This window comes from Xenorhabdus sp. SGI 60, from assembly GCF_056632175.1.
This window is the reverse complement of the sequence record NZ_CP196860.1, coordinates 1,000,121-1,013,241: the sequence shown is the minus strand read 5'-3', so window position 1 is coordinate 1,013,241 and position 13,121 is coordinate 1,000,121. Positions and strand designations below refer to the sequence as shown.

Sequence of the window (13,121 nt, the reverse complement as noted above, 5' to 3'; positions counted from 1 at the left end):
ACCAAAATAAAGTTCAAAGTTCTTAAGAAATATTATTTTTAAAAGCTATATTATTTATATATCCAACATCATTTATTACGGAATAAAAAATAATGCATAACGAATTTACAAATAAATCCGAAAACGAGGGGGCAACAACCCCAGAAGAAGCCCGTGATTATGGTATTGTTGGGCAAATCATTCATCATTGGGATGAATTGCATGAATATTGATGAAATTATGAGCATTACTGACTAATAACACAGGCGGTATTATCCAAATACTAATAAGAACCGCCTGCTTTCTTAACACTTATTGAGGAACCCCGGGGATTTTCGTTTTGTCTAATGTCCATACAAAATCCTGCTCTACGACAGGTGAAAATCCCAGTTTCTTATAAAGCCAACCGGCATTAGAAGTCACCAACATCACATGTTTTACATGGGGAATAATCGGATGCTGTAAAACACATTCTACCAACCAACGCCCTAATCCTTTTTTCTGATAGTCATCGATAATAAATACATCCGAAAGATAAGAAAACATTGAAAAATCAGTTACTAATCTTGCAAATCCAATTGCTTTATCACGATGAAATAATGCAAAGCATAAACTATTTTCTATTGCAGTTTTGACTTTATCAAACTCAACACCACGCGCCCAAAATAATTGCGTTAATTCACTATGAACGAAATGCATATCCATCTTACTCTTATCCGTTGTAACCCAATATTCACCTCGTTCCCATGTTATATTTTGCTCCATCATTTTTCCTTTTAAGAAAAGATTGAAATGTGAATAAATCTACCATAAAAAGGAATAAAAAAAGCCATGCTATACCCAATGGATTTCAAGATGCTCACCCCCGCGAGCGGAGGGAAAAATAATGACATAGATAAGTATAAGCAGCCAACTGGAAGTGAGATGGCAAAAGCTAACAAAAGATGAAAGACAAGGTATATAACATGGCTTAATCAAAATGAGGAAATATTAATTAACGGATGAATCATCTTTCTGTAAGCGTGTCCGGTATATCAATCCACCGATAGCACCACCAATTAATGGAATCAACCAAAATACCCAAAGCTGCTCTAAGGCCCAGGTCCCCTGGAAAATAGCAACCGCAGTACTTCTTGCCGGGTTAACCGATGTATTTGTGACGGGAATACTGATTAAGTGAATAAGTGTCAATGCTAAACCGATAGCCAATGGTGCAAAACCTGCTGGTGCCTTTTTATCTGTTGCTCCAAGAATGACAATCAAGAAAAAACCGGTTAATACTAATTCAATAATAATTGCAGCTTGTAATGAAAAACCACCAGGAGAATGTTCACCATAGCCATTAGATGCAAAACCACTTGCCGTTGCATCAAAACCACTTTTACCGCTGGCGATAAGGTACAGTACCGCGGCTGCCGCAATTCCTCCAATTACTTGGGCAATAATATAAGGAATAACATCTTTAGCTGAAATACGCCCGCCAGCGAACAATCCCAATGTTACCGCCGGATTAAAATGCCCTCCTGAAATATGCCCTACAGCATAGGCCATCGTTACCACAGTTAGACCAAAAGCCAGAGATACGCCGACAAAACCAATCCCCAGCTGTGGAAATGCCGCAGCTAAAACAGCACTACCACATCCACCAAACACCAACCAAAAAGTACCCAAAAACTCTGCCGATAATTTTTTAAACATTCGATGATTCCTCAATGATATTTGCATGAATGCAAAAGAATCCAAAAACAGTTTAGTTAGTGTTTTTAATTATGGGCAAGGAACCACAGGCAGAAAAATAAAGAAAAAACCAATATAAATTGATTTATTGTTAAATTAACAATAAGCAACGAAAAAATGCATGTTTAAACAACCTGAGTTTAATATAACAACTCAGGTTGTTTATTTATTTAATCAATAACTTATTTGATAACTGCTTTCTTTACCTCATCCGAGGCTTGCCAAATACGATATTTAACTGTCAACGATTTTGGCGTATATACTACGATAGGTAATTTACTGTTATAACGGACAAAAGCATCCTTACCTAACTGAACCTGAACAAAACGCACTGTTTTTTCTTCATTTGGACAAGCCATTTTTGTTGAAGCAGGGCCAGTCACATTATTTAGCACATAATAGTCATATCCCCAACCTTCCAGTGTTTTCGTCTCCAACTTACCGCCAAACCAGTGATGATTACAATCCACTTTCATATCCTTGCCAATCACCAACTCAACCATATAGCCGTTTTCATGTTCTTTCTGAGGCAATTCAATCACGCTACGAGCCATTTTCTCAGAAGGCGCAGGATAAGGGGCGATGTCTTCCAGTTTTTTGTCGGCAAAAACCGAAGTCGATACCATCAATGCAGCTAAAGGAAATAGATATTTTTTCATATATCACCTCTGAATATGTTTAAAAAGGAGACTAGATAATAACAACAAAAAAATTGGGGTAAATTATGTTTTTTGGCAAAGCACTGATTCTTAAAGGCATCAGATAAGAAAAAATCTATCACTCATAATCAATGTTAATTTTTATTAATCACCAACCAGACGAACAGGTTCTACCAGTTCTTTTTTATGTGATATTTCTCAAATCTGATATTAAAATGACCTGCTACACTCTCATTGAGTGTGGTAGTGAATTTCGTATAGGAGGTTTTATGTTTCCAGAATATCGTGATTTAGTATCCAACCTGAAAGAGTCTCATCCCCGCTTCCAATCCCTGTTTGAAAAACATAACCGACTTGACCACGAGATAACCCAACTTGAAGGCCCAAATGGTGCAGGTTACAACGATAAAGTTGTGCGCCTGAAAAAAGAAAAACTACACATCAAAGATGAAATGCAAAGGATTTTGCAGGAACAATATCAGAACCAGAAATAAACTAGCTAAATGGTTTTGACGCCTACTTTGTTGACGAGTGGGCGTCACAAGAAGTTCTCGGATAGAGAACCTATGTCAATCCAACATCCAAAAAAAGCCACCATGACGGTGGCAAAAAAACTGGAGCAATAATTTTTTCGTTATTTATTGTACGGCAGCTGCTTTCTGGCGAAGTGGTCTCTTGGTTTTTGCCCTTGGATGTGGCGTCACATTCTGGACTTCACCTGGCTTAGAAATGAAACGGACAAAGGTTTCATGGCTGACGAACGTTGCTCCACAATTGATATTCTGACATTGGTTATAGCGCTCCTTTGTTTGGCTTGAATGCTCAAAGCTACTACGAGTATGCGCTGATTGACCACACAGAGGACACTTAATCATATTGTTCACCTTTCTGAAATCGTTATCTTGAAATAACTGTCTTGAAATAACACCATCTCGTCTGGTGAACAATATACCAAAGATCTCATATTAAGATCAAGTACTCATTTCAAATTCGTCGATTTTTATTTCGAGATCTAATGATGTCGTAAAACCACTGTCATTGAGCGTGTGTGTGACTTTGACCAAGGTCCAGTCAGTTCCATCAATTTCTGGCTTAAACCCCTCTAACTGGATGGGAGTTTCAGGATAAATATCAGCACGCCCCAATGCTAATGTGATAGAGAACTGCGCAGCGCCTCGTTGCATTTTTTTCCAAGCAGCGATAGCGGCACGCTCTGCACTTTCTTTGTTAGAATAAATGCGCGAAAGCGTCAGAATATTCTCCTGAGTTCCTACCAAATAGCTTGCAGATTCTTGCTGTACCGTAGTGGTTTGATGGTGTTCAACCGTTGATTCACGCTGTTCTTCATAAGATGAGCTTGCTTCAATATCGAAATTTGCTTCTATTTCGATACTACCATTGCCTTTGTTTTTGCTTTTCTTTTTACTCCCCTTTTTAATATAAGCTGGCTTTCCACGACCTTTAGTTTTTGGATTTTTCTTCGCCAAATTAACTTTGCCAGGTGCAGGTGGTTTAGGTTTAAGAGCTTTGTCTTTTTTAGAGGATTGTGGTTGCTTTTTCCCGGAAGAAACATCCTCTTTTTTAGTGGTTTTTTTGTCTGTTTGAGAAGAATTTTTGCCTGATGATTGGCTACTACTTCCATATTCAACGACAAGTTCAGCTTTTCCTTCCTCTGATTCCTTTCGCCTCAGTTTAACCGTCTGTTTAGTTGCTGTACGTGTATCCATCCATTGGGCAACAACACCAGTATAGGCCTCACGATCGGACAGAGAAAATCTGTGACTATCCCCTGAGTCACGCGTAATCAGTACAGGTGGAATATGCTTACCACTCGCCGTTTTATTCTGCCCTTGCTGAACAAACAATAATTCGCCATTTTTTACTGAAGCGATTGCGCCTTCTTGTTTTGCCAGTCGAGTCAAAAAGCTCATGTCAGATTCATTTGTTTGATCAATATGCACAGAGATATTTTCCAACTCTGAACTTATCTTAAATGCCAATTTATTTCTGGCAGCAATGGTACTGACAATACTGCCTAAAGTGCATTTATGGTAAGAAATTTCCTTTTTCGTATTCAGATCACCACGAAAATCTGCACTGCGGGCACGAATGGTTAATCGATCTGGTGCACCAACATGTTCAATTTCATCAACAACAAATTTTCCCTTCGGTGTTAAGGAGTGGCCATGCCACCCCAGTTCTAATGTAAAAATATCGCCACGACGAGGCAGCCTCAGCATACCGTCCGCATCATCCAACTCAATATCGAGCTGGTCTGACTCCAAACCACGATTATCCGTCAATGTTAATGACATCAAGCGTGATTGGATCTTCCCACTGATATCCTTGTTATTGATTTCCAGACGAAAAGCTGGCTCACTGACTTTTCCAGTGACCAAATCAAATTGGGGAATCCAATCTGTGTCGGGTATCCACTTTTCAAAATCGATCATGAGAATACTCCATTGACTTTATCAACAATATCATCTTTGAATGCAGAAAGTTTCTTTGGCAAATTAGGTAAATCTTTCTTGATATCAGAAAGCTGATCCTGCAAATCGCCCAACATTTCGAGCAAGTTATTGTCAACACGTCGCAAAGTCAGCGTGAAACTGATTTTTCTGGCCGCACCGCCTGACATAAATTCTGTTTTTGTCTCATCAATGCTTTCGATAACGAACATACCGTAAATGGCACCACTGCCATCAATAAAAGACCACGCTTTGCCACTATCTGCCATCAATTTCAATGCGGTTAATGAAAGTGAGCCACCTGTCAGTTCAGGATAAAGCTCCCCTGATAGCGTGATCGTATCATTGTCTGAACCGACAAACTGCCATGCAGGCCGCGCTCCCACGCGGCTGTTGAAGGCATGTCGCCAACTCTGTTTATATTGAAAAGTCTGATAGGGCGTTGTTTTCAACATAAAAACAAACAAACCAAGTGCAGCCATCATGAGAAATCTTCTCCTCTGTCTGAAAGTGAGCTACGCATACGCGCTTGGTGCATACGTTCCCTTTGTTCCAACTCCTGCCTGACCACACGGGCAATATCCTGTGCGGATTGTCCCTGAGCGCCATAGACATAGATGTTATATTGCGGTGCTGCGCCACCGTATTGCTGTGGCTGACTCCGCTCCCATTTCGCCTGCACTTCCTCATAAGCGTGAGCAGGTAAACTCTGCGCATGTAATGGTGCATCCTGCGCCGCAACCGGCAGTGACATTGAGCTAACAGCAAGACCCAAGGCAGCAAGTTTCGCGGTATTTTTCCGGCTGGTAACATTGGCTGGGCCATTGATAATTTCAGGGCCATATTCCCCCACAAGGCCTAGTTTCCCGGCAGGAATAAATCCGCCTTTATCATATTGAGTAATCTGTTTTGCCTGCTGAGATGTGTCACTCTTGGTAATTTCCTGTGATGTTTTTACGGTAACGTCCTTTTTATCATCACCAGACCACCACGATTTAAACCAATCAGTAATAGAGGCGAATTTACTTTTCAGGTTCTTCCATTTTTCTTGAATACCAATTAGCAAACTATCGATCATTGCTGAGCCAGCAGCTTTTAATTTTTCAGGAATAGCCTGAACATCAGCAACAATTTCATTCCATCTATCTGAAATTGATTTTTTAACGCTCTCCCAAATTTCTAACGTACTCTGTTTAACGGATTCCCAACTCCCCCTATAGTTTAACGATTCCCAAGCTTCTGAGGTGCTTTGTTTAATCGTGTCCCAATTTTGGTAAATAAGGCCAATTAATCCACCATCCATGAAATAACTCTTAATACCTTCCCAAGCAGCACTGACTCTGTCTTTAATTCCCTGCCATGCATTGCTACAAACATTTTTGATGTTTTCCCACAAGGCAGTGAATTTGGGTCCCAATGTTTCCCAATTCTGCCAAATATAAATAGCAGCCATTGCGATAACACCAATAATGGCAAGAATGGGGTTCGCCATCATAGCTCGGCCAATAAACAGTATCGCTTTACCTAATACACTAAAAGTACTACTTAAAAAAGACAGGCCTTTTACACCAACACTTGCCAGAATATTTATACCATTACCGAAAACGCCAAAAACTTTTTGGCCAATATTCCCTAATGTTCCTATACCTTTTCTTAACCCTACAAAAATACCGCTTTTGTTACCGCTACTGAATAGTGTATTTAATGAATTTCTGAGAAAACCAAAAACTTTCCCTCCAACACTACCCAATATATTGAGACTACTTCCCAAGTAACTAAATACTCTTACACCTAATTGACCAAATATACTTAAGCTAATTCTCAAAGAGCCAAAAACTCGTATCCCCAACTGAGCAAAAATACTCAAACTAATTTGCAATGAACCAAAGATTCGGATACCCAATTGTCCAAAGATATTCAGACCAATACGCAATGAACCAAAGATCCGGATACCCAATTGTCCAAAGATATTCAGACCAATACGCAACGAACCAAAGGTCCGGATACCCAACTGCCCAAAGATATTCAGGCCAATACGTAACGAACCAAAGATCCGGATACTCAATTGTCCAAAGATATTCAGACCAATACGTAACGAACCAAAGATTCGGACACCTAACTGCCCAAAGATATTCAGACCAATACGTAACGAACCAAAGATCCGGATACCCAATTGTCCAAAGATATTCAGACCAATACGCAACGAACCAAAGATTCGGACACCTAACTGCCCAAAGATATTCAGACCAATACGTAACGAACCAAAGATCCGGATACCCAATTGCCCAAAAATATTCAGGCCAATACGTAACGAACCAAAGATTCGGACACCTAACTGCCCAAAGATATTCAGACCAATACGTAACGAACCAAAGGTCCGGATACCCAACTGCCCAAAGATATTCAGGCCAATACGTAACGAACCAAAGATTCGGACGCCTAACTGCCCAAAGATATTCAGACCAATACGTAACGAACCCAAGGTCCGGACGCCTAACTGCCCAAAGATATTCAGACCAATACGCAATGAACCAAAGATCCGGATACCCAATTGTCCAAAGATATTCAGACCAATACGTAACGAACCAAAGATTCGGACACCTAACTGCCCAAAGATATTCAGACCAATACGTAACGAACCAAAGATCCGGATACCTAATTGCCCAAAGATATTCAGACCAATACGTAACGAACCAAAGATCCGGATACCTAACTGCCCAAAAGTATTCAGCCCTATACGCAGTGAACCAAAAATTCGGACGCCTAACTGCCCAAAAATATTCAGGCCAATACGCAATGAACCAAAGATCCGGATACCCAATTGTCCAAAGATATTCAGACCAATACGCAACGAACCAAAGATTCGGACGCCTAACTGCCCAAAGATATTCAGGCCAATACGCAACGAACCAAAGACCCTGACGCCTAACTGCCCAAAAATATTCAGCCCTATACGCAGTGAACCAAAGATCCGGATGCCTAACTGCCCAAAGATATTCAATCCAATACGTAACGAACCAAAGATCCGGACACCTAACTGCCCAAAAATATTCAGCCCTATACGCAGTGAACCAAAGATCCGGATGCCTAACTGCCCAAAGATATTCAATCCAATACGCAGCGAACCAAAAATCCTAATGCCTATCTTTCCAAAAATATTTAGCCGAACTTTCAATGTTCCAAAAGTCTGAATAGACAAAATACCAAAGATACGGAGACTAACTCTCAGAGAGCCAAAAACTCTTATACCAACACTGCCAAAAATTTTTATAGAATTAATTAGGATTTGAAACGACGCCTTCACTGAATTAGTAGGAAATTTCAAAACTGTTTTAATTTTATTCAGCATACTAAATAAAATTGTTATCTGAGGATTAATATTAATAACCAATTTATCTAACAATTTTAAATTGTTAGTCATATTACCCGTCACACCAAGATTAAATTCACTCTTTTTATTGGATGAATTTTCCTGTCTGACATTCCGGTTTATTTGAACAATATTAGCTGATTGGCTGGCAGCACTCACCTGCACTATTTTTGAGGAGTTCTGCCGCGTAGAGAAAGACTGTTTAATGGTTTGATTATAAGCCTTAAGATCGGCGCGCATACGCGCAGTTTCCTGCGCATAACCTACAATGGGTTTTAATTCTTCAACAGTCTTATTAAGTTTTTTAAACTGGTTATAAATTTTATCAACTGAGTCTACCAGTTTTTTCTGATGCTGTTGAAAAGATTTAAAGGAACTGGTCAGCTTTCCAACGGTACTCAGTACCTTATTTAGCTGTGACTGTATATTACTCATTTTCTGCACCACTTCTTAAAATGGCCCGATGCCGCCAGTCCAATAGTTCCGATAGTGACATTTCATCTGTGACTGTCGGTGACCAGTGAAAAACGGTGGCAATATCTGCCACCAATTCATCAACAGTTAATCGTTCTGGGAATCGGACTTGACCGACTTCGGCAACAAAAAATTGACCACCTCCACACTGAGATTAATCAGATCACCAGGTGACATCATCATCAGGTCATTTTTGGTCAATGCAGGGGTGGTCACACGCGGCAGGACAAGCAGCATAGAATCCACATCCATTTCCAGCAGAGCCTGTAAACGTGCACCGCGCAACGCACCGCTGTTAGGTTTGCGTACCATCACTTCCGTGATTTCGCCGTTGCCTCGCGCCAGTGGAGCTTCCAATTCAATGGTGCGCAGATCGTCATTTTGAGTATTCAGTGTTTCTGTCATGGTTCAACCTTGTTTATCCGATTAGAGACCTGTCTCAACAGGTACGATTAACACACTGAAGAGACAGGAAATAAGTTTTAAAAAAGTTAATTGCTAAAAGAAGCGATTAAAAAAGACCGATAGCGCGGCGATGCTGCTCCAGACGATCTTCCCCACCAACTTTCTCAACCATGTTGATGGTGTCGATTTCAATCAGTTCTTCACCACCCCATGTCAGTTTGAAATAAGTGTTTTTGGCGGTGATTTTGGTCTGAGTGTTATCACCCTGTTTATAAGTGCCGTGATCGAACTCCTGGAAGCGGCCACGCATCACAACTTCAACTGCAACCACGTCACCGGTATCTTCGCGCTCAAAAGAGCCGGCAAAGCGCAGCATGACACCATCGGCTTTCGCGATGCCCCACTGCTTGTACAGTTGAGCTTCAACGCCACCTAGAGTGAATTCAGCATCCAGTGCGCCTTCATCCAGACCTAAATCCACCATTGCGCTGCCATTCATGCCAGCACCGCGATAGGCTTCCAGCTTGCGGCTTAACTTAGGAAGAGTCAGTTCTTCCACGATCCCCTGATAGTTGTTGCCATCATTGAACAAGTTCAGGTATTTAAGTTTGCGAGGTAATGCCATCAGTTAGCCCCTTATTTATTGATACTTTTCGCGAAATCCATCAGGTAACTATCTGTAATGCGCTGGCGTAACATCATGTTTTCCAGTGGCGGTACAGGTGTATAGTCATAGTCGATGGTCAGTTTGCCGGCTTTCAGGGTATCCTTGTCATTAGCCTTGTCGTCATACCAGCAGCGGCCATCAATGATGTAGCCACCAGATTTCAGTTCACGGAACTTGGCATTGATACCTTCGATGATGTCGCGTACCAGTGATGGAGTCAGCGGTTTGTCAATCGCCCACATGTGTGATTCAGCCATAGTGTCAGCCAGAACCTGAGCGGTACGGGTGTAGCTTTCAAACTGGAACAGTGCGTCATCAGAACAGGTGCGTGAACCCCAGAAACGGAAACCGTTTTTGCGGATCAATGTGGTGATGCCACTTTTGTTCAGCAGATCAGCGTCAGTTGCAGTATCTTGCAGATCCCAGAACACATCTGCAGATAGGCCAGTCACACCATTGACGCCAACGTTGGACAGGGTTTTATGCCAGCCAGTCTCTTCGTCGATTTTGGCGCGCAGACCCAGCGCATAAGCGGTTGCAAATGCAGTCGCTTCGCTGTTGGTCACCGTATCCCAGCTCAAGAAATCAGGCCAAATCAGCATCAGCTCACGATGCTTGAAGTTTTCACGATATTTGATAACTTCTTCGATTTTTTTGCAGCCATAAGCGCTCACATACGCCATTGCTTTCAGTTTCTCGGCAATAGCGGCCAGTTCAATAGCCACAGCTTTTGAATCCAGACCCGGAACCCCCAGAATGCGAGGCTTAACACCGAGCTGGCTTTGCGCCGCCAACAGTGCCTGCATACCGGTTTTCTTACCTTCATTAGTGACACCACCGATGATGTTAGAAGCGGTCACTTCTTCAGTTTCGCCCTTTTCTACACGAACAACCACAGTCACAGGCTGAGCCTGAGCTGCAATAGCTTTCAGTGATGCGGACAATGTGCCTTCTTTGCCGGCCTTACCAATGGCGTTCATAACGTCAGTCAGTAATACCGGAGTGTTTAATGGAAATGTTTTTTCGTCTGCGTCAGGGGCAGTACAAACCATACCTACGATAGCGGTGCTAACGGTAGTGATGGTACGAGTACCTTCGTTAATTTCCTGTACACGGACGCCGTGATGATAGTCTTGTGCCATATTAGCGTTCTCTCCTGTTAAGGTGTGCTGATATATTGGCGGATTAGGCGGGGGAAATCATTCGATTGGCTGTGTGTGGGAGATGGTACAAGTGTGTTTTAGTATTTTACTTTATAATCAATGCATTAAACTAATTTTAATTGATTTTGGTTGGATTGGGGAAATTAGGTGGTTTGGTTGGAGAGAGCCTTTACCTGGTCAAATAACAACCTTATTTTGATTATTCATTGAGCTTATCTTGGTTTAAAATTTATCCTTTTCGGTACTATTCAGTGTGATTATGGCTTTTGGTTATTTTTTGACAGGCTAAAATGGCTCTTTTTTGTCATTGGGTTTTGGTTTTCAGGGTTTAGAGAGTGGGATCTAGCTGGATCGTAAGAATCTGTGGGTTTTGGAAAACCCTGGTTTAGCGGAAACCGTTAATCTGGCTGCCGGAGCCTTGCCACGTAGTGGGGGAGAGGTAACAGGGAATATCACGATTTCGACTGATACTGAGATAGCCTGGCGTAGAAACACGGACATGGCCGCTATTGGTTTTAAAAATACCGGAGATGCTGATACCGATTCCTATATGTGGTTTAAAACGGGAGATAATGGTAACGAATATTTTAAATGGCAGCATAGCCTCTCTGGAGGAGGAACCACGGAATGGATGAGCCTAAAATCGGATAATCTCCGAGTAAAAGGGCATCAGGTTTATCATGAAGGCAATAAGCCAACTGCTGCGACTATTGGTGCTTATACAAAATCAGAAGCTGATAGTAAGTATCAACTAAAAGGTAGCTTTGGGTTTGGTGGAAGTGGTGGTACTGTTTTTTCCAAAAATAACAATGAATTTTTGACTTGGATACGTAGATCTGGCGTTAGTCCTGAATTTTTTAGAAATTCAGGAGAATCTGATTATACACATATATATGGTGCTGGACTTCTTCTAAAAGCCGGTGATACTTATGCATCATTTTCAGTTAATTATGCTACAGCCCGTGTAAAAGTAGTTGCAGGAAATAATGCAGGTACTGCTAATTCTCCTATTAAAGAATTGGCTTTCACTGATGATAGTTATACTAAATCTGAATCTGATAATCGCTTTATTCAATTAAATACTCATACTAAGACATCGGGATATATTTTATCGAAAACAGCTAATTACCTTGAAGACACTAATGCACGGCATTTAGGTCGTTCGGGTTTTTTAAGGCCTAATGGTATAGATAATCTTGGTGGGTTAGCCATTCATGTTGCTCACCCTTCTGTAGAGGGACCACAGCATTCCAGAGGCATTTCATTTAGCTATGGAAGTAGTTCGGATAGTTTTGGTATATCCACATATGCTTTTGATAAGGATGGAAAATTCCGAGGGCAAAAGAAAATATTAACAGAAGATGATCTTGCATCCATCAGAAGCACTTCCAAAAAAGAGCCTAATGGTTGGTGGAAGTGTGGTGATACAGGTTTAATTATTCAGTGGGGTAAGTGGAAAAATCCGTATAAAACAAATGACTTAGGTGGAGGTAATGGAATACCTCATGGGACAAACTTTACGCAAAAATTTGCTATCCCTTTTTCCAATGTATGTTTCAATATAATGCCTAATATTACTAATAGCGATACGAGGGATAATATAAATAGTCCAGCAATAACAGTTCATAGTTTTGATAAAGAAAAATTTATATTTCAAACGGGTGAGCACTGGAGCGTTGTTCAAAATTCATTTATCTACTGGATGGCAATAGGGTATTAATTTATGTATTATTATAGCTCAAAATAATTAATTTTATCCTGTATTTATGAAACAGGATTATATTGATGCAGGTTCATTTCCTGATGATGCAATAGAAGTTGATGAAAGTGTTTTTAGTGAGTTTGCGGGTAATATGCCTCCTGAAGGTAAAATTCGTATAGCTGGAGATGACGGTTTACCTGCATGGGGAGATATTCCTCCTCCAACCAAAGAAGAATTACAACAACAAGCAGAGCAAAAAAAGCAATATTTACTAAATGGAGCCGATACACAAATCATGAGGTTAGAGCGTATTGTCAAAAGAAATATAGCGACAAATGATGAAATTAATCGGCTGGATAGCTGGGAATTATACAGCATAGCATTAAACCGTTTGGACTGTTCAAAAGTTCCAGATATTAATTGGCCTAAAAAACCAGAGTAATTATCAGGGGCATATGCCCCTGATTGTTATTAATAATGAATAAATAGAAATC

Annotated in this window: 14 protein-coding genes; 3 read left to right on the top strand and 11 right to left on the bottom strand. The window is 40.8% G+C overall.

The window, feature by feature from the left end; genetic code table 11:
- Positions 1 to 291 precede the first annotated feature (291 nt).
- The 3 genes from ACSJJG_RS04700 to eco all read right to left on the bottom strand — a co-directional run bounded on the left by ACSJJG_RS04700 (position 292) and on the right by eco (position 2,375).
- The gene (locus ACSJJG_RS04700) at positions 292 to 747 is read right to left on the bottom strand and encodes a GNAT family N-acetyltransferase (protein WP_481088684.1); all 456 of its coding nucleotides are present in this window, start codon (positions 745 to 747) and stop codon (positions 292 to 294) included.
- A 222-nt stretch (positions 748 to 969) separates the two neighbouring features.
- On the bottom strand, positions 970 to 1,677 hold the full coding sequence (gene aqpZ / locus ACSJJG_RS04695; protein WP_481088683.1) for an aquaporin Z: 708 nt from the start codon (positions 1,675 to 1,677) through the stop codon (positions 970 to 972).
- Positions 1,678 to 1,898: 221 nt separating this feature from the next.
- On the bottom strand, positions 1,899 to 2,375 hold the full coding sequence (eco, locus tag ACSJJG_RS04690) for a serine protease inhibitor ecotin (protein WP_481088682.1): 477 nt from the start codon (positions 2,373 to 2,375) through the stop codon (positions 1,899 to 1,901).
- A 269-nt stretch (positions 2,376 to 2,644) separates the two neighbouring features.
- On the opposite strand from eco, the gene ACSJJG_RS04685 reads away from it, so the two are divergent.
- Entirely contained in the window at positions 2,645 to 2,869 is a 225-nt protein-coding gene (locus ACSJJG_RS04685; RefSeq protein WP_273571746.1) for an HP1242/YdcH family protein, read from the top strand.
- Positions 2,870 to 3,013: 144 nt separating this feature from the next.
- Here ACSJJG_RS04685 and ACSJJG_RS04680 read toward each other — a convergent pair whose 3' ends face one another.
- From ACSJJG_RS04680 to ACSJJG_RS04645, 8 genes are all read right to left on the bottom strand, one after another.
- On the bottom strand, positions 3,014 to 3,250 hold the full coding sequence (locus ACSJJG_RS04680) for an ogr/Delta-like zinc finger family protein (protein ID WP_481088681.1): 237 nt from the start codon (positions 3,248 to 3,250) through the stop codon (positions 3,014 to 3,016).
- 96 nt (positions 3,251 to 3,346) lie between these two features.
- Positions 3,347 to 4,828, bottom strand: a complete 1,482-nt coding sequence (locus ACSJJG_RS04675; RefSeq protein WP_481088680.1) for a phage late control D family protein — start codon at positions 4,826 to 4,828, stop codon at positions 3,347 to 3,349.
- Positions 4,825 to 5,331 (bottom strand): phage tail protein, encoded by a 507-nt coding sequence (locus ACSJJG_RS04670; protein WP_481088679.1) that lies wholly within the window; start codon positions 5,329 to 5,331, stop codon positions 4,825 to 4,827. The genes ACSJJG_RS04675 and ACSJJG_RS04670 overlap by 4 nt, the downstream gene beginning before the upstream one ends.
- The gene (locus tag ACSJJG_RS04665) at positions 5,328 to 8,651 is read right to left on the bottom strand and encodes a phage tail protein (RefSeq protein WP_481088678.1); all 3,324 of its coding nucleotides are present in this window, start codon (positions 8,649 to 8,651) and stop codon (positions 5,328 to 5,330) included. Before ACSJJG_RS04665 ends, ACSJJG_RS04670 begins: the two co-directional genes overlap by 4 nt.
- On the bottom strand, positions 8,644 to 8,763 hold the full coding sequence (locus tag ACSJJG_RS04660; RefSeq protein WP_071827277.1) for a GpE family phage tail protein: 120 nt from the start codon (positions 8,761 to 8,763) through the stop codon (positions 8,644 to 8,646). The genes ACSJJG_RS04665 and ACSJJG_RS04660 overlap by 8 nt, the downstream gene beginning before the upstream one ends.
- Before the next feature lie 14 nt (positions 8,764 to 8,777).
- Positions 8,778 to 9,095, bottom strand: a complete 318-nt coding sequence (locus ACSJJG_RS04655) for a phage tail assembly protein (RefSeq protein WP_074020973.1) — start codon at positions 9,093 to 9,095, stop codon at positions 8,778 to 8,780.
- Positions 9,096 to 9,201: 106 nt separating this feature from the next.
- The gene (locus tag ACSJJG_RS04650; RefSeq protein ID WP_481088677.1) at positions 9,202 to 9,720 is read right to left on the bottom strand and encodes a phage major tail tube protein; all 519 of its coding nucleotides are present in this window, start codon (positions 9,718 to 9,720) and stop codon (positions 9,202 to 9,204) included.
- 11 nt (positions 9,721 to 9,731) lie between these two features.
- Positions 9,732 to 10,904: a phage tail sheath protein gene (locus ACSJJG_RS04645; protein ID WP_481088676.1), complete on the bottom strand. Its 1,173-nt coding sequence runs from the start codon at positions 10,902 to 10,904 to the stop codon at positions 9,732 to 9,734.
- A 391-nt stretch (positions 10,905 to 11,295) separates the two neighbouring features.
- Between ACSJJG_RS04645 and ACSJJG_RS04640 the strand changes: the two genes are divergently transcribed.
- A complete protein-coding gene (locus tag ACSJJG_RS04640; RefSeq protein ID WP_481088675.1) occupies positions 11,296 to 12,645 on the top strand; it encodes a gp53-like domain-containing protein in 1,350 nt (449 codons plus the stop codon).
- A gap of 46 nt (positions 12,646 to 12,691) precedes the next feature.
- Entirely contained in the window at positions 12,692 to 13,069 is a 378-nt protein-coding gene (locus ACSJJG_RS04635) for a tail fiber assembly protein (protein ID WP_481088674.1), read from the top strand.
- Positions 13,070 to 13,121 lie beyond the last annotated feature (52 nt).